At 60.0% G+C, this 22,083-nt stretch carries 23 protein-coding genes; 16 read left to right on the top strand and 7 right to left on the bottom strand.

Translation table 11 applies throughout. The annotated features are described in order from the left end of the window. The first annotated feature begins 47 nt into the window (after nt 1-47). The 4 genes from AACY30_RS06530 (at nt 48) to cysN (ending at nt 4,367) form a co-directional block, all read left to right on the top strand. Complete coding sequence (locus tag AACY30_RS06530; RefSeq protein WP_339540025.1) at nt 48-806, top strand: Nif3-like dinuclear metal center hexameric protein; 759 nt, start codon at nt 48-50, stop codon at nt 804-806. Between the two features lie 245 nt (nt 807-1,051). After that, nucleotides 1,052-1,969, top strand: a complete 918-nt coding sequence (gene cysD, locus AACY30_RS06525; RefSeq protein ID WP_049710083.1) for a sulfate adenylyltransferase subunit CysD — start codon at nt 1,052-1,054, stop codon at nt 1,967-1,969. 104 nt (nt 1,970-2,073) lie between these two features. Continuing rightward, nucleotides 2,074-2,415 (top strand): four helix bundle protein, encoded by a 342-nt coding sequence (locus tag AACY30_RS06520; protein ID WP_339468368.1) that lies wholly within the window; start codon nt 2,074-2,076, stop codon nt 2,413-2,415. Nucleotides 2,416-2,468: 53 nt separating this feature from the next. Further along, nucleotides 2,469-4,367, top strand: a complete 1,899-nt coding sequence (gene cysN, locus AACY30_RS06515; protein WP_339468369.1) for a sulfate adenylyltransferase subunit CysN — start codon at nt 2,469-2,471, stop codon at nt 4,365-4,367. A 106-nt stretch (nt 4,368-4,473) separates the two neighbouring features. Here the strand turns inward: cysN and AACY30_RS06510 are convergent, their stop codons facing one another. The 3 genes from AACY30_RS06510 to AACY30_RS06500 all read right to left on the bottom strand — a co-directional run bounded on the left by AACY30_RS06510 (nt 4,474) and on the right by AACY30_RS06500 (nt 7,843). Then, nucleotides 4,474-5,373, bottom strand: a complete 900-nt coding sequence (locus AACY30_RS06510) for an acyltransferase (protein WP_339468370.1) — start codon at nt 5,371-5,373, stop codon at nt 4,474-4,476. Further along, a complete protein-coding gene (pta, locus tag AACY30_RS06505; protein WP_049710079.1) occupies nt 5,374-7,473 on the bottom strand; it encodes a phosphate acetyltransferase in 2,100 nt (699 codons plus the stop codon). It lies immediately after the preceding gene. A 79-nt stretch (nt 7,474-7,552) separates the two neighbouring features. After that, nucleotides 7,553-7,843 (bottom strand): DUF3565 domain-containing protein, encoded by a 291-nt coding sequence (locus AACY30_RS06500; RefSeq protein WP_339419699.1) that lies wholly within the window; start codon nt 7,841-7,843, stop codon nt 7,553-7,555. On the opposite strand from AACY30_RS06500, the gene AACY30_RS06495 reads away from it, so the two are divergent. Next, complete coding sequence (locus AACY30_RS06495; protein ID WP_058412780.1) at nt 7,842-8,327, top strand: FKBP-type peptidyl-prolyl cis-trans isomerase; 486 nt, start codon at nt 7,842-7,844, stop codon at nt 8,325-8,327. The two genes, AACY30_RS06500 and AACY30_RS06495, sit on opposite strands and share 2 nt — an antisense overlap. Nucleotides 8,328-8,572: 245 nt before the next feature. On the opposite strand, the gene rpsT is transcribed toward AACY30_RS06495, so the two are convergent. Beyond that, nucleotides 8,573-8,851: a 30S ribosomal protein S20 gene (gene rpsT, locus AACY30_RS06490; protein WP_003188401.1), complete on the bottom strand. Its 279-nt coding sequence runs from the start codon at nt 8,849-8,851 to the stop codon at nt 8,573-8,575. 253 nt (nt 8,852-9,104) lie between these two features. Between rpsT and murJ the strand changes: the two genes are divergently transcribed. The 6 genes from murJ (at nt 9,105) to ispH (ending at nt 16,635) form a co-directional block, all read left to right on the top strand. Then, nucleotides 9,105-10,643 (top strand): murein biosynthesis integral membrane protein MurJ, encoded by a 1,539-nt coding sequence (gene murJ / locus AACY30_RS06485; RefSeq protein WP_339468371.1) that lies wholly within the window; start codon nt 9,105-9,107, stop codon nt 10,641-10,643. A gap of 119 nt (nt 10,644-10,762) precedes the next feature. Continuing rightward, nucleotides 10,763-11,701: a bifunctional riboflavin kinase/FAD synthetase gene (gene ribF / locus AACY30_RS06480; protein ID WP_339468372.1), complete on the top strand. Its 939-nt coding sequence runs from the start codon at nt 10,763-10,765 to the stop codon at nt 11,699-11,701. A gap of 14 nt (nt 11,702-11,715) precedes the next feature. Continuing rightward, complete coding sequence (gene ileS, locus AACY30_RS06475) at nt 11,716-14,547, top strand: isoleucine--tRNA ligase (RefSeq protein WP_339540024.1); 2,832 nt, start codon at nt 11,716-11,718, stop codon at nt 14,545-14,547. Next, nucleotides 14,540-15,049, top strand: coding sequence for a signal peptidase II (lspA, locus tag AACY30_RS06470; protein WP_339468374.1), 510 nt, complete (start codon nt 14,540-14,542; stop codon nt 15,047-15,049). The genes ileS and lspA overlap by 8 nt, the downstream gene beginning before the upstream one ends. A 7-nt stretch (nt 15,050-15,056) precedes the next feature. After that, a complete protein-coding gene (locus AACY30_RS06465; protein WP_179678478.1) occupies nt 15,057-15,494 on the top strand; it encodes an FKBP-type peptidyl-prolyl cis-trans isomerase in 438 nt (145 codons plus the stop codon). Between the two features lie 193 nt (nt 15,495-15,687). Then, a complete protein-coding gene (ispH, locus tag AACY30_RS06460; RefSeq protein ID WP_339468375.1) occupies nt 15,688-16,635 on the top strand; it encodes a 4-hydroxy-3-methylbut-2-enyl diphosphate reductase in 948 nt (315 codons plus the stop codon). Here the strand turns inward: ispH and AACY30_RS06455 are convergent. Continuing rightward, nucleotides 16,589-17,170 carry a GspH/FimT family pseudopilin gene (locus AACY30_RS06455; protein WP_339468377.1) on the bottom strand — a complete coding sequence of 194 codons (582 nt, stop codon included), beginning with the start codon at nt 17,168-17,170 and terminating at the stop codon, nt 16,589-16,591. The two genes, ispH and AACY30_RS06455, sit on opposite strands and share 47 nt — an antisense overlap. A 193-nt stretch (nt 17,171-17,363) precedes the next feature. Here AACY30_RS06455 and pilV point away from each other — a divergent pair, with 193 nt between their 5' ends. The 5 genes from pilV to thiO all read left to right on the top strand — a co-directional run bounded on the left by pilV (nt 17,364) and on the right by thiO (nt 20,675). Next, nucleotides 17,364-17,849, top strand: a complete 486-nt coding sequence (pilV, locus tag AACY30_RS06450; protein WP_339540023.1) for a type IV pilus modification protein PilV — start codon at nt 17,364-17,366, stop codon at nt 17,847-17,849. Next, on the top strand, nt 17,846-18,553 hold the full coding sequence (locus AACY30_RS06445; RefSeq protein ID WP_339540022.1) for a PilW family protein: 708 nt from the start codon (nt 17,846-17,848) through the stop codon (nt 18,551-18,553). The genes pilV and AACY30_RS06445 overlap by 4 nt, the downstream gene beginning before the upstream one ends. 6 nt (nt 18,554-18,559) lie before the next feature. After that, nucleotides 18,560-19,090: a pilus assembly PilX family protein gene (locus AACY30_RS06440; protein WP_339540021.1), complete on the top strand. Its 531-nt coding sequence runs from the start codon at nt 18,560-18,562 to the stop codon at nt 19,088-19,090. 11 nt (nt 19,091-19,101) lie between these two features. Further along, nucleotides 19,102-19,503 (top strand): type IV pilin protein, encoded by a 402-nt coding sequence (locus tag AACY30_RS06435; RefSeq protein WP_339419521.1) that lies wholly within the window; start codon nt 19,102-19,104, stop codon nt 19,501-19,503. Between the two features lie 62 nt (nt 19,504-19,565). Beyond that, nucleotides 19,566-20,675 (top strand): glycine oxidase ThiO, encoded by a 1,110-nt coding sequence (gene thiO, locus AACY30_RS06430; RefSeq protein ID WP_339540020.1) that lies wholly within the window; start codon nt 19,566-19,568, stop codon nt 20,673-20,675. Here the strand turns inward: thiO and AACY30_RS06425 are convergent. Further along, complete coding sequence (locus AACY30_RS06425) at nt 20,668-20,895, bottom strand: PP0621 family protein (protein WP_339540019.1); 228 nt, start codon at nt 20,893-20,895, stop codon at nt 20,668-20,670. The two genes, thiO and AACY30_RS06425, sit on opposite strands and share 8 nt — an antisense overlap. Before the next feature lie 124 nt (nt 20,896-21,019). Next, a complete protein-coding gene (locus AACY30_RS06420; RefSeq protein WP_339468382.1) occupies nt 21,020-22,045 on the bottom strand; it encodes an outer membrane protein assembly factor BamD in 1,026 nt (341 codons plus the stop codon). Nucleotides 22,046-22,083: the final 38 nt, after the last annotated feature.

The raw sequence follows: 22,083 nt of genomic DNA, 5'->3' as shown, positions 1-22,083 counted from the left end.
TATACGAGGCTGCGAGCGCCTTCGAACGGGATATTTAGGAGTCTTTTATGGCCGTCCCCCTTACCACCCTCGTCGAGGAAGCAGACCGCTACCTCGGCAGCGCAAAAATTGCTGATTATTGCCCCAATGGCCTGCAGGTCGAGGGCCGCCCGCAGGTGATGCGCATCGTGAGCGGCGTGACCGCAAGCCAAGCCTTGCTGGACGCGGCGGTTGAAGCCCAGGCCGACCTGATCCTGGTGCACCACGGCTATTTCTGGAAAGGCGAAAACCCTTGTATCACCGGCATGAAACAGCGCCGCTTGAAGACGCTGCTCAAGCACGATATCAGCCTGTTGGCCTACCATCTGCCACTGGACCTGCACCCCGACGTCGGCAACAACGTGCAGTTGGCGCGTCAACTCGACATCACCGTCGAAGGCCCACTGGACCCGGACAACCCCAAAGTCGTCGGCCTGGTCGGCTCCCTTGCCGAGCCCCTGTTGCCCCGCGACTTTGCCCGCCGGGTGCAAGAAGTCATGGGGCGCGAGCCGCTGTTGATCGAAGGCAGCGAAATGATCCGCCGCGTCGGCTGGTGCACCGGCGGTGGTCAGGGCTATATCGACAACGCGATTGCTGTCGGCGTCGACCTGTTCCTGAGCGGCGAGGCCTCGGAGCAGACCTTCCACAGCGCCCGCGAAAACGACATCAGCTTCATCGCCGCCGGCCACCATGCGACTGAGCGCTATGGTGTGCAGGCGCTGGGCGATTACCTGGCGCGGCGCTTCGCGCTGGAACATATTTTCATCGATTGCCCTAACCCGATCTGAGCCTCACCACGGGACAAACTGTGGGCGCAGGCTTACCTGCGAACGCATCGCTGCGGTTCACCTGACTGACCGCGGTGCTTGCATCACAGGCAAGCCAGCAGCCACAGGAAGCCCAAACTTGGGGGCATATTCATATACCGTTTCGATCTAGCTGGCGCCCTGAATAGAAGCAGGTGCTGTGCTAGCATGCCCCGCTCGAACACGGCCCGCTGGCCGTCCACAAGATCGTTTTTCCGTGAGTAACCATGGTCGACAAACTGACGCATCTGAAACAGCTGGAGGCGGAAAGCATCCACATCATCCGCGAGGTCGCCGCCGAGTTCGACAACCCGGTGATGCTCTACTCGATCGGTAAAGACTCCGCCGTGATGCTGCATCTGGCACGCAAGGCCTTCTTCCCGGGCAAACTGCCGTTCCCAGTGATGCACGTCGACACCCGCTGGAAATTCCAGGAAATGTACAAGTTCCGCGACAAAATGGTCGAAGAGCTTGGCCTGGACCTGATCACCCACATCAACCCGGATGGCGTGGCGCAGGGCATCAACCCGTTCACCCACGGCAGCGCCAAGCACACCGACATCATGAAGACCGAAGGCCTCAAGCAGGCCCTGGACAAGCATGGTTTCGACGCAGCATTCGGCGGTGCCCGTCGCGATGAAGAGAAATCCCGCGCCAAAGAGCGCGTGTACTCGTTCCGCGACAGCAAGCACCGCTGGGACCCGAAAAACCAGCGCCCGGAGCTGTGGAACGTCTACAACGGCAACGTCAACAAGGGCGAATCCATCCGCGTGTTCCCGCTGTCCAACTGGACCGAGCTGGACATCTGGCAGTACATCTACCTGGAAGGCATCCCGATCGTACCGCTGTACTTCGCCGCCGAGCGCGACGTGATCGAGAAGAACGGCACGTTGATCATGATCGACGACGACCGCATCCTCGAACACCTGTCCGACGAAGACAAAGCCCGAATCGTCAAAAAGAAAGTCCGTTTCCGTACCCTTGGCTGCTACCCATTGACGGGCGCGGTGGAGTCCGAAGCCGAGACGCTGACGGACATCATTCAGGAAATGCTCCTGACGCGAACTTCCGAGCGCCAGGGCCGTGTCATCGACCACGATGGCGCAGGCTCGATGGAAGATAAAAAACGGCAGGGGTATTTCTAAGCTTCGAGTTACAAGCTCCAAGCTGCAAGTTAAGGGCGGTATACGTAATTTTGTAGCTTGGTGCTTGCAGCCGGTTGTTGCGAGCCGCGATTGAGTGACTCGTAATGGATTTCGAGAAGTTGGTTGTTTGGCAGAGAAGCAAGAGTTTAGCGGTGGGAATCTATCGAGAGTTTGCGCAGTGCCGGGATCTGGGCTTCAAGGATCAGATTACCCGCTCAGCGCTTTCAGTGCCCTCCAACATTGCTGAAGGCATGGAGCGTTGCAGTGACAAAGAAAAGATCCGTTTTCTTTGGATTGCGAAGGCCTCTTATGGAGAGTTGCGTACGCAGATTCTCATCGGTAGTGACATTGCCTACATCGCCCAGCCGCTGGCTGATAACTGGATTACAGAAACTCGCGAGCTCTCAAAAATGCTCTGCGGCCTGATCAACAAAATTTCTGACTAGCTGTACGCCGACAAGCTTGCCGCTTGAAGCTTACAGCTCGGAGCTTAAACACAATGAGCCATCAATCTGATTTGATCAGCGAGGACATCCTCGCTTACCTGGGCCAGCACGAGCGCAAGGAAATGTTGCGCTTCCTGACCTGCGGCAACGTCGACGACGGCAAGAGCACCCTGATCGGGCGCCTGCTGCACGACTCCAAGATGATCTACGAAGATCACCTGGAAGCCATCACCCGCGATTCGAAGAAGTCCGGCACCACTGGGGACGACATCGACCTGGCGTTGCTGGTCGACGGCCTGCAGGCTGAGCGTGAGCAAGGCATCACCATTGATGTTGCCTATCGCTACTTCTCTACCGCCAAGCGCAAATTCATCATCGCCGACACCCCCGGCCATGAGCAGTACACCCGCAACATGGCCACCGGAGCGTCCACCTGTGACCTGGCGATCATCCTGATCGACGCCCGCTACGGCGTGCAGACCCAGACCCGACGCCACAGCTATATCGCCTCGTTGCTGGGCATCAAGCACATCGTGATCGCCGTCAACAAGATGGACATCAATGGCTTTGACCAAAGCGTATTCGAGTCGATCAAGGCCGATTACCTGAAGTTTGCCGATGGCATTGCCTTCAAGCCGAGCACCATGGCCTTTGTGCCGATGTCGGCGCTCAAAGGCGATAACGTGGTCAACAAGAGCGAGCGTTCGCCCTGGTACACCGGGCAGTCGCTGATGGAGATCCTCGAAACCGTCGAGATCGCCAACGACCGCAACTACACTGACCTGCGTTTCCCGGTGCAGTACGTCAACCGTCCGAACCTGAACTTCCGTGGTTTCGCCGGCACCCTGGCCAGCGGCATCGTGCACAAGGGCGACGAAGTCGTGGTGCTGCCGTCGGGCAAGAGCAGCCGCGTCAAATCCATTGTCACCTTTGAAGGGGAGTTGGAGCACGCCGGCCCTGGTCAAGCAGTGACGCTGACCATGGAAGACGAGATCGACATTTCCCGTGGCGACCTGTTGGTACATGCCGACAACGTGCCGCAAGTGACCGACGCTTTCGACGCCATGCTGGTGTGGATGGCCGAAGAACCGATGCTGCCGGGCAAGAAATACGACATCAAGCGCGCCACCAGCTACGTGCCGGGTTCCATCACCAGCATCGTGCACCGTGTGGATGTGAACACCTTGGCCGAAGGCCCGGCGAGTTCGCTGCAGTTGAACGAGATTGGCCGGGTCAAGGTCAGCCTCGACGCGGCCATCGCCCTGGACGGTTACGACAGCAACCGCACCACCGGTGCGTTCATCGTCATCGACCGCTTGACCAACGGCACTGTGGCCGCGGGCATGATCATCGCACCGCCAGTCACTCACGGCAGCGCGTCGCAGCACGGCAGGCTGGCCCACGTGGCCACCGAAGAACGTGCCCTGCGCTTCGGCCAGCAGCCGGCCACCGTTTTGTTCAGCGGCCTGTCCGGCGCCGGCAAGAGCACCTTGGCCTACGCAGTTGAGCGCAAGCTGTTCGACATGGGCCGTGCGGTGTTTGTACTGGACGGCCAGAACCTGCGTCACGACCTCAACAAAGGTTTGCCGCAGGACCGTGCCGGGCGCACCGAGAACTGGCGTCGTGCCGCTCACGTGGCGCGTCAGTTCAACGAAGCGGGCCTGCTGACCCTGGCCGCGTTCGTCGCACCCGATGCCGAAGGCCGTGAACAGGCCAAGGCGCTGATCGGCGATGACCGTCTGCTGACGGTGTACGTGCAAGCGTCACCGCTGGTGTGTGCCGAGCGTGATCCGCAAGGCCTGTACGCGGCGGGTGGGGATAACATCCCTGGCGAGTCCTTCCCGTATGACGTGCCGTTGAATGCCGATCTGGTCATCGACACCCAGGCCCTGTCGCTGGAAGACAGCGTCAAGCAAGTGCTGGAGTTGTTGCGTCAGCGCGGCGCGATCTAAGAGGGGAGCAGTGACAAGCTGCTAGTTTCAAGCGGCAAGAAAAAGCCCGCCACCGAGTCATCGGTGGCGGGCTTTTTACATTATCAAGCCCGCTCCCCCATTTTGATCACTGTTTGCCTGGGAATTCTGTGTGCAGTTTCTCCAGCAATTGATCCTTCTCTTCCCACAACCGATTGATCCACCCCTGGAACGCCAGCCGATACTCCCCCTCCTGCTCATAATTCTTTCCAATGAACTCAGCCGGGATCTGCACCTCTTCAAACTGCACCACCACGTCCTTCACATTCCCGCACAGCAAATCCCAATACCCAGGGCGCCCGGTAGGGTAGTGAATGGTCACGTTGACCAATGACTTCAATTGCTCACCCATCGCGTCCAGCACAAACGCGATACCGCCGGCCTTGGGCTTGAGCAAATAGCGAAACGGCGAGTTCTGCTGCGCATGCTTACCGGGGGTAAACCGCGTGCCTTCGGCAAAGTTGAAAATTCCCACCGGGTTGTCGCGAAACTTCGCACAAGTCTTGCGCGTAGTTTCCAGGTCCTTGCCTTTTTTCTCCGGGTGTTTTTCCAGATAAGCCTTGGTGTAGCGCTTCATGAACGGGAAGCCCAGCGCCCACCATGCCAGGCCGATGACCGGCACCCAGATCAGCTCCTGCTTGAGGAAGAACTTCAGCGGGCGGATCCGACGGTTCAGCACATATTGCAGCACCATGATGTCGACCCAGCTCTGGTGATTGCTGGTCACCAGGTAGGAGTGCTGGTAATCCAGGCCCTCGAGGCCTTTAAGGTGCCAGCGCGTGCGCCGGACCAGGTTCATCCAGCCCTTGTTGTTGGTGACCCAGGCCTCATGTGTGTGGTTCATCAGCCATTCGCTGAAACCCTTGGCAAACGGCAGCGCCTTGAACAGTGCGACGATAAACAAGAACGAGCACAGCAGGATCGTGTTCAGCGCCAGCAACAGCGATGCGATCACCCCGCGCACGGCGGCAGGTAGAAAATCCAGCATTTAGATATCCATAGGTCGGTTGGCGGCTTGGATCGCGGTGAGCGCGATCGTGTACACAATGTCGTCCACCTGGGCGCCACGCGGCAGGTCGTTGACAGGTTTGCGCAGGCCTTGGAGCATCGGCCCCAGGCTCACGCAATCGGCGCTGCGTTGTACCGCTTTGTGGGTGGTGTTGCCGGTGTTCAGGTCGGGGAACACGAACACCGTGGCCTTGCCGGCAACCAGGCTGTCGGGGGCCAGTTGGCGGGCCACGGCTTCGTTGGCCGCGGCATCGTATTGCAGCGGGCCGTCGATCAGCAGTGAGCTTTGCTGTTCATGGGCGAGCAGGGTGGCTTCGCGGACTTTCTCCACTTCCTCGCCGCTGGCCGAGTCGCCGCTGGAATAGCTGATCATCGCCACGCGCGGCGTGATGCCGAAGGCAGCGGCCGAGTCAGCGCTTTGCAGGGCGATCTCCGCCAGTTCGGCGGCGCTCGGGTGCGGGTTCATCACACAGTCGCCGTACACCAGCACCTGCTCAGGGAACAGCATGAAAAACACCGACGACACCAGCGTGCAACCCGGTGCGGTCTTGATCAACTGCAGGGCAGGGCGGATGGTATTGGCGGTGGAGTGGATAACGCCGGAAACCAGCCCGTCCACTTCATCCAGCGCGAGCATCATGGTGGCGATCACCACGGTGTCTTCCAGTTGCTGCTCGGCCATCGGCGCGTTGAGGCTCTTGCTCTTACGCAGCGCGACCATCGGTTCCACATAGCGCTGGCGGATCAGGTCCGGGTCGAGAATCTCCAGCCCTTCGGGCAATTCGATGCCTTGGGCGCGGGCGACCGCTTCCACATCCGCCGGCTTGGCCAGCAACACGCAGCGAGCAATGCCGCGTGCCTGGCAGATGGCGGCGGCTTGTACGGTCAGCGGTTCGCTGCCTTCCGGCAACACAATGCGCTTGTTGGCGGCCTGGGCACGCTGGATCAGCTGGTAGCGGAACACCGCCGGCGACAGGCGCATCTCCCGCGGCGTGCCGCAACGCTGGTGCAGCCAGCGCGCATCGAGGTGACTGGCGACGAAATCGGTGATGATTTCCGCGCGCTCGCGGTCATCGATGGGAATTTCTTTATTGAGGCTGTTGAGCTGGTTGGCAGTGTCGTAGGAACCGGTGCTCACCGACAGCACCGGCAGGCCGGCCTGGAATGCGCCTCGGCATAAATCCATGATGCGCGGGTCTGGCAGGGTGTCGCTGGTGAGCAACAGGCCTGCCAGCGGCACGCCATTGATCGCGGCCAGGCTGACGGCGAGGATGATGTCGTCGCGGTCGCCGGGTGTGACCACCAGCACGCCGGGCTTGAGCAATTCCACGGTATTTCGCATGGTGCGGGCGCAGATGATGATTTTGGTCATGCGGCGGGTTTCGTAGTCGCCGGCGTTGAGGATCTGCGCGCCCATCAGGTCGGCCACGTCGCGGGTGCGTGGGGCGTTGAGTTCGGGCTGGTAGGGGATGCAGCCCAGCAGGCGGAAATCACCGCTGCGCAACAGGGGCGAATGTTCCTTGAGGCGCGCGGAGAAGGCTTCCATGCTTTCGTCGGTGCGCACCTTGTTAAGGATCACGCCGAGTACTTTCGGGTCTTTCGGGCCGCCGAACAGTTGCGCCTGCAATTCCACGCGGCCGGAGAGTTCGGTGAGCACTTCGTTTTCCGGAGCCGAGACCAAGATCACTTCCGCATCCAGGCTCTTCGCCAGGTGCAGGTTGACCCGCGCTGCATAGCTGGCGCTGCGGGTCGGCACCATGCCTTCGACGATCAGCACGTCCTTTCCCACAGCGGCCTGTTGGTACAGCGTGATGATTTCTTCCAGCAACTCGTCGAGCTGGCCGTCGCCAAGCATCCGCTCGACATGGGCCAGGCCCAGGGGTTGTGGCGGCTTGAGGCCGTGGGTGCGCGCTATCAGTTCGGTGGAGCGTTCAGGGCCAGTGTCGCCCGGGTGTGGTTGAGCAATCGGTTTGAAAAAGCCGACTTTCAGCCCGGCTCGCTCAAGGGTACGCACCAGCCCAAGGCTGATGGAGGTCAGACCCACACCAAAATCGGTGGGCGCGATAAAAAAAGTTTGCATGCGAATTCTCTGGAGTTGCATGGCTTGGGTGGCGCTCTATGGCTGAGCGTCTACCGCGAATCAGATGCCAAGGTTATCGTTATTCGTGCACTTGCGCACACCAGCCGCAGGCAAAGGGCTGGCCTATTTTTTCAATACGTTGCGCGGGGTCAAGCACCCAGGCGCGCGACTGCCAGGGCGGCTGGTGGCGCAGGTGCTGAGTGTGGCCGCAGGAAAGCTCGGCAACCCAGTGCCGGTCTTCATCCTGATGAAAGCCGGTGATCGCCGAGTGGCTTGTCTGACCCCGTCCGTCCGGGTTCTGTTCGCTTTCGGGCAAATCCTTGTTTAGACTTGTCCGTTCTTCATTCTTATGCAAAAGGTCTCGCCCCATGACGATCGCCGCTAACAAGGCTGTCTCCATCGACTATACCCTGACCAATGACGCTGGTGAGGTCATCGACAGTTCCGCCGGCGGCGCGCCGCTGGTCTACCTGCAAGGCGCAGGTAACATTATCCCAGGCCTGGAAAAGGCGCTGGAAGGCAAGAGCGTCGGTGATGAGCTGACTGTTGCCGTAGAACCTGAAGATGCCTACGGCGAATACTCGGCCGAGTTGGTCAGCACGCTGAGCCGCAGCATGTTCGAAGGCGTTGACGAACTGGAAGTAGGCATGCAGTTCCACGCCTCCGCTCCGGACGGCCAAATGCAGATCGTCACCATCCGTGACCTGGACGGCGACGACGTTACCGTCGACGGCAACCACCCTCTGGCTGGCCAGCGCCTGAACTTCCAAGTGAAGATCGTTGCCATCCGCGACGCTTCTGAGGAAGAAGTGGCTCACGGCCACGTCCACGGTGAAGGCGGTCATCACCACTGATTGATGCATTGATCAGTTGCTAGCAAAAACGCCCCGACTGGTTCGGGGCGTTTTTTTGTCTGTCTGAAAGCGTTCAGTCGGATTGCCGGGCTTTTGTAGTGAGCGTGCGGTGCGACGATTCGACAAGCCCGCTCACACAGGAGGCAGTGGTAATTTTGGGGCACACACAAAAATGCCCCGTACCTTTCGGTACGGGGCATTTCTTAACTGTTTCACAACCTGGGTTGCGTTGCAGTTGTTACCACTTAGGCTGCAGCAGGAACGCTCAGAGCCTTGATGTGGCCATTCAGGCGGCTCTTATGACGAGCGGCCTTGTTCTTGTGGATGATGCCTTTATCGGCCATACGGTCGATAACTGGCACAGCCAGAACGTAAGCAGCTTGGGCTTTTTCAGCGTCTTTGGTGTCGATGGCTTTAACTACATTCTTGATGTAGGTACGAACCATGGAACGCAGGCTGGCGTTGTGGCTGCGACGCTTCTCAGCCTGTTTTGCACGTTTTTTGGCGGAAGGTGTGTTGGCCACCGTCGAGCTCCTCGAAAGACTTTTTAGGAAATAGCAAACAAAATAGGCCGCGAATCATGCCGATCACTTGATGTGTTGTCAAGAGCGGCTGATGCGAACTGCTGAGTGGTCGATCTGAAGAGGCGGGTGATTTATTTCCGGCGCTTGACCTGTAAACTCGCGAGCTTTGGCTCTGTGCTGTTGCAGGCGCGCAGTATCGCATAAGTGGGCGCTTCTTTCGCCTGCTGTTTATCTATAGGCGCAAACTCTTTCAATGAATCTGCTCAAATCGCTGGCCGCCGTCAGCTCTATCACAATGATCTCCCGGGTTTTGGGGTTTGTGCGTGACACCCTGCTGGCGCGCATTTTCGGCGCCAGCATGGCCACGGATGCCTTCTTTATTGCCTTCAAATTGCCCAACCTGTTGCGGCGGATCTTCGCCGAAGGCGCGTTTTCCCAGGCGTTCGTGCCCATCCTGGCGGAATACAAGACCCTGCAGGGAGAGGAAGCGACGCGCACCTTTATTGCCTATGTCTCGGGCCTGTTGACCCTGGTGCTGATGCTGGTGACCGTGCTCGGCATGCTTGCTGCTCCCTGGGTCATCTGGGCCACGGCCCCGGGTTTCGCCAATACGCCGGAAAAATTCGCGCTGACCACTGACCTGCTGCGCGTGACCTTTCCTTATATATTGCTGATCTCCCTTTCATCGCTGGCCGGGGCGATCCTCAATACCTGGAACCGCTTCTCGGTGCCGGCCTTCGTGCCGACCCTGCTGAACGTCAGCATGATCATCTTCGCGCTGTTTCTCACGCCGTACTTCGATCCTCCTGTGATGGCGCTGGGCTGGGCAGTGCTGGCCGGCGGCTTGGCGCAATTGCTCTACCAACTGCCCCACCTGAAAAAGATCGGCATGCTCGTGTTGCCGCGCCTGAACCTCAAGGACACAGGCGTCTGGCGCGTGATGCGCAATATGCTGCCGGCGATCCTCGGCGTCTCAGTCAGCCAGATTTCCCTGATTATCAACACGGCGTTCGCTTCGCTGCTGGTGTCCGGCTCGGTGTCGTGGATGTACTACGCCGATCGCTTGATGGAATTGCCGTCCGGCGTGCTCGGCGTGGCGCTGGGCACGATTTTGCTGCCGACCCTGGCGCGCACCTATGCCAGCAAGGACCGCCAGGAATACTCGCGCATCCTCGACTGGGGCCTGCGCCTGTGCTTCGTGTTGGTACTGCCATGTGCCCTGGCCCTGGGGATTCTGGCGGAGCCGCTGACCGTGTCGCTGTTTCAATACGGCCAATTCGATGCCCACGATGCATTGATGACGCAGTACGCACTGGTCGCCTATTCCGTAGGGTTGCTCGGCATTATCGTGATCAAGGTGCTGGCCCCAGGCTTCTACGCCCAGCAAAACATTCGTACACCGGTGAAAATCGCGATTTTCACGCTGATCGTCACGCAACTGCTCAACCTGGTATTTATCGGCCCGCTGGCCCATGCCGGCCTGGCGCTGGCGATCAGTGTCGGTGCGTGCATCAATGCCGGGCTGTTGTTTTACCAGCTGCGCAAGCAGCAAATGTTCCTGCCGCAGCCCGGTTGGGGCCTGTTTGCCCTCAAATTGCTGGTAGCGGTGGCGGTGATGTCGGCCGTGCTACTGGGCTTGATGCACTATATGCCCGCATGGGACGAGGGCCAGATGCTGCAACGCTTTATGCGCCTTGGCGTGCTGGTAGTCGCCGGCGTGGCGGTGTACTTCGGGATGTTGCTGCTGCAAGGCTTCCGCCTGCGGGATTTCAATCGCAAGTCACTGAGCTAGAGAGTTTGTCGCAATAAAACGGTTGTTTTATCGATTCGATCCATTTGGCCTGTGCTGTTGCCTGTCGTCCGGAGCCGGGTGTGGTTATAATCGACCACTTTATGAGCAAGAAGCGCGTTATGCAGCTGGTTCGAGGTCTCCACAACCTGCGCCCTGGACATCGGGGCTGCGTCGCCACTATTGGCAACTTTGACGGTGTTCACCGTGGTCACCAGGCTATCCTGGCCCGGCTGCGCGAGCGTGCAGTCGAGTTGGGCGTGCCCAGCTGCGTGGTGATTTTTGAGCCGCAGCCGCGTGAATACTTTACCCCCGAGACAGCGCCGGCGCGTCTTGCCCGCTTGCGGGACAAGCTGCAATTGCTGGCTGAAGAAGGTGTGGACCGCGTCCTTTGCCTGGCTTTCAACCAGCGCTTGCAAGGCCTGAGCGCCGCCGAGTTTGTCGAACGCATCCTGGTCGATGGTCTGGGCGTGCAGCATTTGGAGGTCGGTGACGACTTCCGCTTTGGTTGCGACCGCGTCGGGGATTTCGATTTCCTGCAACAGGCCGGCGCCAACCAGGGGTTTACCGTCGAAGCCGCGCAAACCGTCGAACTGGATGGCCTGCGCGTGAGCAGTACCCAGGTGCGTAACGCCCTGGCCGCTGCCGACTTCGCCTTGGCCGGGCGTTTGCTCGGTCGCCCGTTCCGCATTGCCGGTCGGGTCCTGCACGGCCAGAAGCTGGCGCGCCAATTGGGCACGCCAACCGCCAACGTGCAACTCAAACGTCGTCGTGTGCCGCTGACCGGGGTGTATCTGGTGAGCGTCGACATCGACGGCCAAGCGTGGCCGGGAGTCGCCAACATAGGCGTCAGGCCCACGGTTGCAGGTGATGGCAAGGCCCACCTGGAAGTTCACCTTTTGGATTTTGCCGGTGATCTGTATGACCGGCGTTTGACGGTGGTTTTCCACCAGAAGCTGCGTGAAGAGCAGCGTTTCGCCTCCCTTGAGGCGTTGAAAACGGCGATCAATGCGGATGTCGCCGCCGCCCGTGCACTAGCCGCACCTAGCGCCCATCGCTAACCGAAGAGCCTTAAATGACCGACTATAAAGCCACGCTAAACCTTCCGGACACCGCCTTCCCAATGAAGGCCGGCCTGCCACAGCGCGAACCGCAGATCCTGCAGCGCTGGGACAGTATTGGCCTGTACGGAAAGTTGCGCGAAATTGGCAAGGATCGTCCGAAGTTCGTCCTGCACGACGGCCCTCCTTATGCCAATGGCACGATTCACATCGGTCATGCGCTGAATAAAATTCTCAAAGACATGATCCTGCGCTCGAAAACCCTGTCGGGCTTCGACGCGCCGTACGTCCCGGGTTGGGACTGCCACGGCCTGCCGATCGAACACAAAGTCGAAGTGACCTACGGCAAGAACCTGGGCGCGGATAAAACCCGTGAACTGTGCCGTGCCTACGCCACCGAGCAGATCGAAGGGCAGAAGTCCGAATTCATCCGCCTGGGTGTGTTGGGCGAGTGGGACAACCCGTACAAGACCATGAACTTCAAGAACGAGGCCGGTGAAATCCGCGCCTTGGCCGAAATCGTCAAAGGCGGTTTCGTGTTCAAGGGCCTCAAGCCTGTGAACTGGTGCTTCGACTGTGGTTCGGCCCTGGCTGAGGCGGAAGTCGAGTACGAAGACAAGAAGTCCTCGACCATCGACGTGGCCTTCCCGATCGCCGAAGACGCCAAGTTGGCCCAGGCTTTCGGCCTGGCAAGCCTGAGCAAACCGGCTGCCATCGTGATCTGGACCACCACCCCGTGGACCATCCCGGCCAACCAGGCGCTGAACGTGCACCCGGAATTCACCTACGCCTTGGTAGACGTCGGTGACCGCCTGCTCGTGCTCGCTGAAGAAATGGTCGAGGCTTGCCTGGCGCGTTACGAGCTGCAAGGTTCGGTGATCGCCACCACCACCGGCTCTGCGCTGGAACTGATCAACTTCCGTCACCCATTCTATGACCGCCTGTCGCCGGTGTACCTGGCTGACTACGTCGAACTGGGTTCGGGTACTGGCGTTGTTCACTGCTCGCCTGCCTATGGTGTGGACGACTTCGTGATCTGCAAGAAGTACGGCCTGGTCAACGACGACATTATCAACCCGGTGCAGAGCAACGGCGTCTACGTGCCGTCGCTGGAGTTCTTCGGCGGCCAGTTCATCTTCAAGGCCGACCAGCCGATCATCGAAAAGCTGCGTGAAGTCGGTGCGCTGATGCAAACCGCCACCATCCAGCACAGCTACATGCATTGCTGGCGCCACAAGACTCCGCTGATCTACCGCGCCACCGCGCAGTGGTTCATCGGCATGGACAAAGAGGCGACCCGCGGCGACACCCTGCGTAACCGCGCGATCAAGGCTATCGAAGAAACCAAGTTCGTCCCGGCCTGGGGCCAGGCGCGCCTGCACTCGATGATCGCCAATCGTCCGGACTGGTGCATCTCCCGCCAGCGTAACTGGGGCGTGCCGATCCCGTTCTTCCTGAACAAGGAAAGCGGCGAGCTGCACCCACGTACCGTTGAACTGATGGAAATCGTCGCCCAGCGCGTTGAACAGCAAGGTATTGAAGCCTGGTTCAAAATGGACGCCGCTGAACTGCTGGGTGATGAAGCGCCGCAGTACGACAAGATCAGCGACACCCTCGACGTGTGGTTCGACTCCGGCACCACCCATTGGCACGTCCTGCGCGGCTCACACCCCATGGGCCACGAGACTGGCCCGCGTGCCGACTTGTACCTGGAAGGTTCGGACCAACACCGTGGCTGGTTCCACTCGTCGCTTCTGACCGGTTGCGCCATCGACGACCATGCGCCGTACCGCGAACTGCTGACCCACGGCTTCACCGTCGACGAGACGGGCCGCAAGATGTCCAAGTCGTTGAAGAATGTGATCGAGCCGAAAAAGATCAACGACACCCTGGGCGCCGACATCATGCGTCTGTGGGTAGCGTCGACCGACTATTCGGGCGAGATCGCCGTGTCGGATCAGATCTTGGCTCGTAGCGCCGATGCCTACCGCCGTATCCGAAATACCGCACGCTTCCTGCTGTCAAACCTGACCGGTTTCAACCCGGCCACCGATATCCTGCCGGCCGAGGACATGCTCGCCCTGGACCGTTGGGCTGTGGACCGTACCCTGTTGCTGCAGCGTGAGTTGCAGGAGAGCTACGGCGAATACCGCTTCTGGAACGTCTATTCGAAGATCCACAACTTCTGCGTGCAGGAACTGGGTGGTTTCTACCTCGACATCATCAAGGATCGCCAGTACACCACTGGCGCCAACAGCAAGGCACGCCGCTCGGCGCAGACTGCGCTGTATCACATCAGCGAAGCGCTGGTGCGCTGGATCGCGCCGATCCTGGCGTTCACCGCCGACGAACTGTGGGAATACCTGCCGGGCGAGCGTAACGAGTCCGTGATGCTCAACACCTGGTACGAAGGCCTGACCGAACTGCCGGCCGACTTCGAACTGGGCCGCGAGTATTGGGAAGGTGTAATGGCCGTCAAGGTTGCGGTGAACAAGGAGCTGGAAGTGCAACGTGCGGCCAAGGCTGTCGGTGGCAACCTGCAAGCCGAAGTCACGCTGTTTGCCGAGGAAGGCCTGACCGCCGACCTGGCCAAGCTGAGCAACGAACTGCGCTTCGTGCTGATCACCTCCACCGCGAGCCTGGCACCGTTTGCCCAGGCTCCGGCAGACGCGGTTGCCACCGAAGTCCCGGGCCTCAAGCTCAAAGTGGTCAAGTCGGCCTTCGCCAAGTGCGCCCGTTGCTGGCACTGCCGTGAAGACGTCGGCGTGAACCCGGAGCATCCGGAAATCTGCGGTCGTTGTGTCGACAACATCAGCGGTGCTGGTGAGGTTCGCCACTATGCCTAATGCCGGTCGTTTCGGACGTCTGGGCTGGCTCGTATTGAGCTTGCTGGTGCTGGTCATTGACCAGATCAGCAAGGCTCATTTCGAGGGCACTCTGGAAATGTTCCAGCAGATCGTAGTCATCCCGGATTACTTCAGCTGGACCCTGGCCTACAACACCGGCGCGGCCTTCAGCTTCCTCGCTGAAGGAGGCGGCTGGCAGCGCTGGCTGTTCGCCATGATCGCGGTGGTGGTCAGTGCGGTGCTGGTAGTGTGGCTCAAGCGTCTTGGTCGCGATGACACCTGGTTGGCGATCGCCTTGGCTCTGGTGTTGGGTGGCGCGCTAGGCAACCTGTACGATCGCATTGCCCTGGGCCATGTGATTGACTTCATCTTGGTGCATTGGCAGAACCGTTGGTACTTCCCAGCGTTCAATTTTGCCGACAGCGCCATCACCGTCGGTGCAATCATGCTGGCGTTGGACATGTTCAAAAGTAAGAAAACCGGAGAGACCGTCAATGACTGATCAGGTATTGGCTGAGCAACGCATCGGCCAGAACACGGAAGTCACCTTGCATTTCGCACTGCGCCTGGAGAATGGCGACACGGTCGACAGCACGTTCGACAAAGCCCCGGCTACCTTCAAGGTGGGCGACGGCAACCTGCTGCCGGGTTTCGAAGCGGCCCTGTTCGGCTTCAAGGCGGGTGACAAGCGTACCCTGCAGATCCTGCCGGAAAACGCCTTTGGCCAGCCTAACCCGCAAAACGTGCAAATCATCCCGCGTTCGCAGTTCCAGGGCATGGACCTGTCGGAAGGCCTGCTGGTGATCTTCAACGATGCGGCGAATACCGAGCTGCCCGGCGTGGTGAAAACCTTCGATGACGCGCAAGTGACCATCGACTTCAACCACCCGCTGGCCGGTAAAACCTTGACCTTTGACGTTGAAATCATCGACGTTAAAGCGCTCTGACCGAGGACGCGGTTAAAAATGTGGGAGGGGCGGTGCGACGTTTCGACTTGCTCGCGAATGCGCTCTGTCAGTTATGCATATGTCGACTGACCCACCGCTTTCGCGAGCAAGCCCGCTCCCACCTTTGATCTTCATTGTCAGTTGAGTTAGCGTCAAACTTGACCCTAAGTGGCTGCAAGACACGAGGCACAGCATGCAAATCAAACTCGCCAACCCCCGTGGCTTCTGCGCTGGTGTGGACCGGGCGATCGAAATCGTCAATCGCGCCCTGGAAGTCTTCGGGCCGCCGATTTACGTGCGCCATGAAGTCGTCCACAACAAATTCGTGGTCGAGGACCTGCGCGCGCGTGGTGCCATCTTTGTCGAAGAGCTGGACCAGGTGCCGGACGACGTAATCGTCATCTTCAGCGCCCACGGTGTTTCCCAGGCCGTGCGTACCGAAGCGGCAGGCCGTGGCCTGAAAGTCTTCGATGCCACCTGCCCGTTGGTCACCAAGGTACACATCGAAGTCGCGCGCTACAGCCGTGACGGTCGAGAGTGCATCCTGATCGGCCATGCCGGCCACCCGGAAGTTGAAGGCACCATGGGCCAGTACGATGCCAGCAATGGCGGGGCTATCTACCTGGTCGAAGACGAAAAGGATGTTGCCAATCTTCAGGTGCAAAACCCTGAACGCCTGGCGTTCGTGACCCAGACCACTTTGTCCATGGACGACACCAGCCGTGTTATCGACGCGCTGCGCAGTCGCTTCCCGGCCATTGGCGGGCCGCGCAAGGACGACATCTGCTACGCCACCCAAAACCGGCAGGACGCGGTCAAGCAACTGGCCAATGAATGTGACGTGGTCCTGGTGGTCGGCAGCCCTAACAGCTCCAACTCCAACCGCCTGCGTGAGCTTGCTGAGCGCATGGCAACCCCTGCGTACCTGATCGACGGCGCCGAAGACATGCAGCGCAGCTGGTTCGATGGCGTCGGGCGCATTGGTATCACGGCGGGCGCTTCGGCCCCGGAAGTGCTGGTGCGCGGCGTTATCCAGCAGTTGCATGCGTGGGGGGCCACCGGTGCGGACGAACTGGCTGGGCGCGAAGAAAACATCACGTTCTCCATGCCCAAGGAGCTGCGGGTTCGCTCGCTGCTCTAATTACCCGGGTGCCGGAGTAGCTCCGGCACAATGCCTGCTCGGCACGGTCGCTGCGCAGGCTGATGCGCCCGCTGGGCGCCAGTACGATCTGATACAAGCTCTGTGGCTGCTCCGAGTTGCACACATGCACAGTACCTGCACGAAATCCTCCCCCTGAAAATATTGGCTCGCCCAGCCTGCTGAAGCGCACCTGGTTCTTGAGCGGGCCATTGCCGACGATCGGTACCTTCCCGCTGTCCTGACGCTCCAGCAATACCGGGTTTTTATCGTCCAAGTGGCCGCGTCCGCTCTCATCCACGATCACCCGCCAACCCCGGCTCCAGTCGTCGTCCAGCGCGTGAATGACCACCGCTCGGTTGCGTGCGACGGCTTCGGTGCGTGCGTAGCGAAGCCCTCCCGCTAAGGACTGTGCCGCGCTATGTCTTTGCTGTGACTCCAGCAGGCTCTTGAAACTGGGCACTGCCAGGTTAGCCAGGATGCTGCTCACGATCAGTCCGAGTAGCAGTTCAATCAGGGTGAAACCTCGTTGTTGCATATGCCATCCCTCCATGGATTTGAGTACAGCCATAGGTATAGCGCCCGTGCTGTGGTGCTGGATGGTGGCCTTTATGTCCAAAGTATTTCGCTTTGTTCCGGGAGCAGCGCGGGCGAAAAACCGACGCTAGTCTTGGGCCGTACAGCAGATTTCAGCTGCTTTTTTCTGGCCTTCGACACGGATGACGACGGTAATGCTTGCCTGCCCAAACACCCGCTTTTCCCACGCCTTAGCGCGGCATCAGCTCGGCATGACGCTGATCGAGGTGTTGGTTGCGGTGCTGATTCTCACCATCGGGCTGTTGGGTGCGGCGGTGATCCAGCTCAATGCGCTGAAATACACCGACAGTTCCAGGATGACCAGCCAGGCCAGTTTCATTGCCTACGACATGCTCGACCGAATCCGCGCCAATTCCGCTGCCGACTACGCATGGGAGCGGTCCGAGCATGCCCCGGCGAGCAGCGCTACCGCCAGTGTGCGCGACCAGGACCTGCATGATTTCGAGGCTAATATTCTCGGCTTCGCTGGGGATAGCGCGAAGGGCGTGGTGTCGATCAGTGCAAACGAAGCCACTGTCAGTATCAGTTGGGATGACAGCCGAGGCGCTAACAGCCCGGGTGCTCGGGAAACATTCATTCTGACCAGTCGCGTCAGTGATAAGCCGGGGGTGACGCAATGAGCCATCGCACTCGAGGTTTCAGCTTGGTGGAATTGCTGTTGGCTTTGGCGATGGGCTTGGTGCTCGTGCTAGGGGTCAGCCAGGTGGCGATCAGTTCCAGGACCACCCACGACAGCCAGCAGGCCGCCATGATGCTGCAGGATGATGCGCGGTTCTTGCTGGGCAAGATGACCCAGGATATCCGTCAGGCGGGCATGTTTGGCTGTTTGGCCGCGGAGTTTATCGACAACGCTCCTCCGGCCTTTGATCGGCCTGTCAGTTGGAGTGCCGGGGCGGGTGCAAAGTCGCTGACGCTGGTGACCGCGGATGTCGGCAATGAGAGTGGCAAACCCGATTGGACGGTGCTATCTGACTGCACAGGCAGCGCCCAAGCGTATGCCGGAAATTCCCCTGTGCCTGCACCCGGACAGATCCGTTTTGCACTGCGCCAGCTCACGTACATCTTCGAAGCAGGCCAATTAAAGGTCAGCACGCCTGCGGCACCCGCCAAGACAGTGCTGGTGGATAACGTGCAGGCTTTTGATATCAGCTTTGGCGTGGTGGCCAAAGCCGCATCAACGGAGGTAGTGCGCTACGACTCGAGTCCCGCCGATGTATCCCTGATACGCAGTGTTCGCATCCTGATGACGCTGCGAGATCCGGCCGAACGGGTTAAAGATCAAACCTACAGCGTCGTGGCGGCGCTGCGAAACCGTCTGGGGTAAGCCACCATGATGCTCACGGAGGGTATTCGTTTGCGCCAGGCGGGCATGGTTCTGCTGACCAGCCTGGTGTTCCTGTTGCTGGTCTCGCTGATCGGTTTGTCGTCGATGCAAGGCGCAGTCACCCAGCAAAAGATCGCCGGTAGTCTCTGGCAGCGCAATCAGTCGCTGCAAAGTGCCGAGAGTGGCTTGAGGCGCGGTGAACAGGCCATACAGCAGTCATTCGCGGCGCTGCCGTTGTGCCAGTCGATGGTTGCCTGCGCGCCGCCGCAAGCAGCATTGTCAGTGGTCGGAGCGGGAGTGGACCCCGTTTCTGGCGTCACCTGGGTTGCGCTTAAGGGCGGTGTATACGGCATTCAATTCCTGGGCCCTGCAGTAGGGGTGGCCCATTTACCGCCGCAAACCCGCGCTGCGGTGTATCGAGTGACAGCTGTGGGGCTGAGCGGCCAGTTGCGCACGGTGCTCGAGAGCGTCTACGTACGGGTGGACGAGGAGGGTGGCTCGCGTTTTCGGCGTGTGGCATGGCGGCAACTTCAATAAGGAGCAATGTAATGGGCATGGATAGCCAGGGTTTCACCCTGATCGAGTTACTGATCGCTGTGGCGCTCATCGCGGTTCTCGCTGGGATCGCTTATCCCGGATACACCGGCCATATGAAAAGGGTGTATCGCGCTGAAATCGTCGCGTTGTTGACCGAGCAAGCTCAACACCTGGAGCGCTTTTATACGAGGAATGGCACTTTTATTGACGCGAACGGCGTCAGTGCGGGCAATGATCGCTATAGAATCAGCGCTGCATTGAACCCTCAGGATTTCCAGTTGGTGGCTACGCCTGCTGTCGACTCGATAATGGTCGGCGACCCTTGCGGCGACTTCAGCCTGACCAGCACCGCTGCGCGGTCCAATCCGGGCGCGGCGCCGGACATGTCGCGCAAGCTGTGCTGGGGGCAATAATGAGGGTGCTGGATGATTGGGCGCCGGGTGCGCTTGTTCCTATTTATCGGCTGGATCAAATGATGGCAGAGCAACAGCAGGTAGTGATAGTCGGTGGCGGGGTCATCGGCTTGTTGACGGCGTTCAACCTGGCGACCCAAGGGCAAGCGGTGGTGCTGCTGGAGCGTGCGGGGTTGGGGCAGGAGTCTTCCTGGGCGGGCGGCGGGATTGTTTCGCCGCTGTATCCGTGGCGCTATAGCCCGGCAGTCACCGCGCTGGCGCATTGGTCCCAGGATTTTTATCCACAGTTGGCAGAGCGTTTGTTTGCTGCGACGGGTGTCGACCCTGAGGTGCACACCACTGGGCTGTACTGGCTGGACCTGGACGACGAAGCCGAAGCCTTGGCTTGGGCTGCACGTGAAGGCCGGCCATTGAGCAAAGTGGATGTATCAGCCGCCCATGATGCCGTTCCGGTGCTGGGCAGCGGGTACTCCCAGGCGATCTACATGGCCAACGTCGCCAATGTGCGCAACCCGCGCCTGGTCAAATCCCTCAAGGCTGCACTGCTGGCGTTGCCCGGTGTGACCCTGCATGAACAGTGTGAAGTAACCGGGTTTGTCCTGGACGCTGGCAATGTGGTGGGCGTGAAGACGGCCGATGGCCCGATCTTCGGTGATCAGGTCGTCCTTGCGGCGGGCGCCTGGAGCGGTGAGTTGCTGGGCACGCTGGGCTTGGCGCTACCGGTGGAACCGGTCAAAGGCCAGATGATCCTGTACAAATGCGCTTCGGACTTCCTGTCGAGCATGGTCCTGGCCAAGGGGCGATATGCGATCCCTCGGCGTGACGGGCATATCCTGATCGGCAGTACGCTGGAGCATGAAGGCTTCGACAAGACCCCTACTGAAACAGCGCTGGAAAGCCTCAAGGCGTCAGCGGTTGAGTTGATTCCTGCCTTGGCGGACGCCGAGGTTGTTGGGCACTGGGCCGGATTGCGCCCAGGTTCGCCGGAAGGGATCCCTTACATCGGCCGCGTGCCGGGCTTCAACGGGTTGTGGCTCAACTGCGGGCATTACCGCAACGGCCTGGTGCTTGCGCCGGCGTCCTGCCAATTGTTTGCTGACTTGCTGTTGGCGCGTACGCCGATCATCGACCCGGCGCCTTATGCGCCTGAGGGGCGGATCAGCGCTAAATAGACGTCGGCCCCTGCTCAAGATGCGCCTGGGTGCAATACCACTCCTGGCGCGAGCTCAAGGCGCGATCCTGCGGCAGGTGCACGCCGCAGTGGGCGCAGCGCACCATCAAGGCGGCGTCGGGCTCACTGGCGCGTTGCTGTTTGGCGGCCGGGCTTTTGAATTTGCGCCAGAACCATACAGCAGCGGCAATGACGGCAATCCAGAACAGTAGACGAAGCATGATGGGCAGTTTCTCGACAAGGAATGCGCCAGTTTAGCCAAGGACGTGCCAGGCGCACAGCGCAATAATACCGCTCACAAAAAAGGAGCCTCGAAAGGCTCCTTCTTGATGACGCAGGGTGCAATCAGTCAAACACACCAAAGGTCATGTAGCTGAACCATGAGCGGTCCTGGTTGTTGCCCAGGGCCTGTGGCTCTTCCTCTTCGATCACGTCGCCGTTCTCGTCATGCGGCTTGAGGTCCGAAGGGATAGCGTCCTTGGCGTCCTGGTACTGCTTGATCACGTCCTGGTTGGCGCGGGTTTCGCCCGGCGGCAGCGGTGGACGGGACTCGATCAGGCCCAGGGTGTACTTGCTCAGCCACGAACGGTTGTCGGCTTCGGCAACCTGAGGTACGAACTGGCCATCTTTCAGGCTCGGGTGATCCGGGTAGTTGAGCTTCAGGGTTTCCAGGCTGGTGCTGGCCAGTTCGTCCAGGTGCAGACGCTGGTAAGCCTCGGTCATGACCGCCAGGCCGTCACCCACGGAAGGGGTTTCCTGGAAGTTCTCGACAACATAACGGCCACGGTTGGCGGCAGCTACATAGGCCTGACGGGTCAGGTAGTAGTGAGCCACATGTATCTCGTAGGAGGCCAGCAGGTTGCGCAAGTAGATCATGCGCTGCTTGGCGTCCGGCGCGTAGCGGCTGTTGGGATAGCGGCTGGTCAGCTGCGCGAACTCGTTGTAGGAGTCGCGGGCAGCGCCCGGGTCACGCTTGGTCATGTCCAGCGGCAGGAAGCGCGCCAGCAGGCCAACGTCCTGGTCGAACGAGGTCAGGCCCTTCATGTAGTAGGCGTAGTCGACGTTCGGGTGCTGCGGATGCAGGCGGATAAAACGCTCGGCGGCGGACTTGGCAGCTTCCGGCTCGGCGTTCTTGTAGTTGGCGTAGATCAGCTCGAGCTGAGCCTGGTCGGCGTAGCGCCCGAACGGATAACGCGACTCCAGTGCCTTCAGCTTCGCTGTGGCGCTGGTGTAGCTATTATTGTCCAAGTCTTTCTGAGCCAGTTGGTACAACTCGACTTCGCTCAGGTTTTCGTCGACGACTTCCTTTGTTGACGAGCAAGCAGCAGTCATGGCGAGGATGGCGATCAGCAGCAGGTGTTTCACTTGCATGGCGGCTTGCGTCCCTATGACGGCCGCTGTCTTGGGCG

The organism is Pseudomonas sp. RA_5y_Pfl1_P24 (assembly GCF_963970945.1).
Taxonomy (GTDB): domain Bacteria; phylum Pseudomonadota; class Gammaproteobacteria; order Pseudomonadales; family Pseudomonadaceae; genus Aquipseudomonas; species Aquipseudomonas tritici.
Note: the sequence above shows the minus strand (reverse complement) of the source record. Positions and strands in the feature narration are given on the sequence as shown.

Bases quoted from the DNA above. Each gene is read 5' to 3' on its own strand.
- AACY30_RS06530 (WP_339540025.1), top strand. From the start codon at position 48: ATGGCCGTCCCCCTTACCACCCTCGTCGAGGAAGCAGACCGCTACCTC.
- cysD (WP_049710083.1), top strand. From the start codon at position 1,052: ATGGTCGACAAACTGACGCATCTGAAACAGCTGGAGGCGGAAAGCATC.
- AACY30_RS06520 (WP_339468368.1), top strand. From the start codon at position 2,074: ATGGATTTCGAGAAGTTGGTTGTTTGGCAGAGAAGCAAGAGTTTAGCG.
- cysN (WP_339468369.1), top strand. From the start codon at position 2,469: ATGAGCCATCAATCTGATTTGATCAGCGAGGACATCCTCGCTTACCTG.
- AACY30_RS06510 (WP_339468370.1), bottom strand. From the start codon at position 5,373: ATGCTGGATTTTCTACCTGCCGCCGTGCGCGGGGTGATCGCATCGCTG.
- pta (WP_049710079.1), bottom strand. From the start codon at position 7,473: ATGCAAACTTTTTTTATCGCGCCCACCGATTTTGGTGTGGGTCTGACC.
- AACY30_RS06495 (WP_058412780.1), top strand. From the start codon at position 7,842: ATGACGATCGCCGCTAACAAGGCTGTCTCCATCGACTATACCCTGACC.
- AACY30_RS06500 (WP_339419699.1), bottom strand. From the start codon at position 7,843: ATGGGGCGAGACCTTTTGCATAAGAATGAAGAACGGACAAGTCTAAAC.
- murJ (WP_339468371.1), top strand. From the start codon at position 9,105: ATGAATCTGCTCAAATCGCTGGCCGCCGTCAGCTCTATCACAATGATC.
- ribF (WP_339468372.1), top strand. From the start codon at position 10,763: ATGCAGCTGGTTCGAGGTCTCCACAACCTGCGCCCTGGACATCGGGGC.
- ileS (WP_339540024.1), top strand. From the start codon at position 11,716: ATGACCGACTATAAAGCCACGCTAAACCTTCCGGACACCGCCTTCCCA.
- lspA (WP_339468374.1), top strand. From the start codon at position 14,540: ATGCCTAATGCCGGTCGTTTCGGACGTCTGGGCTGGCTCGTATTGAGC.
- ispH (WP_339468375.1), top strand. From the start codon at position 15,688: ATGCAAATCAAACTCGCCAACCCCCGTGGCTTCTGCGCTGGTGTGGAC.
- AACY30_RS06455 (WP_339468377.1), bottom strand. From the start codon at position 17,170: ATGCAACAACGAGGTTTCACCCTGATTGAACTGCTACTCGGACTGATC.
- pilV (WP_339540023.1), top strand. From the start codon at position 17,364: ATGCTTGCCTGCCCAAACACCCGCTTTTCCCACGCCTTAGCGCGGCAT.
- AACY30_RS06445 (WP_339540022.1), top strand. From the start codon at position 17,846: ATGAGCCATCGCACTCGAGGTTTCAGCTTGGTGGAATTGCTGTTGGCT.
- AACY30_RS06440 (WP_339540021.1), top strand. From the start codon at position 18,560: ATGATGCTCACGGAGGGTATTCGTTTGCGCCAGGCGGGCATGGTTCTG.
- AACY30_RS06435 (WP_339419521.1), top strand. From the start codon at position 19,102: ATGGGCATGGATAGCCAGGGTTTCACCCTGATCGAGTTACTGATCGCT.
- thiO (WP_339540020.1), top strand. From the start codon at position 19,566: ATGGCAGAGCAACAGCAGGTAGTGATAGTCGGTGGCGGGGTCATCGGC.
- AACY30_RS06425 (WP_339540019.1), bottom strand. From the start codon at position 20,895: ATGCTTCGTCTACTGTTCTGGATTGCCGTCATTGCCGCTGCTGTATGG.
- AACY30_RS06420 (WP_339468382.1), bottom strand. From the start codon at position 22,045: ATGCAAGTGAAACACCTGCTGCTGATCGCCATCCTCGCCATGACTGCT.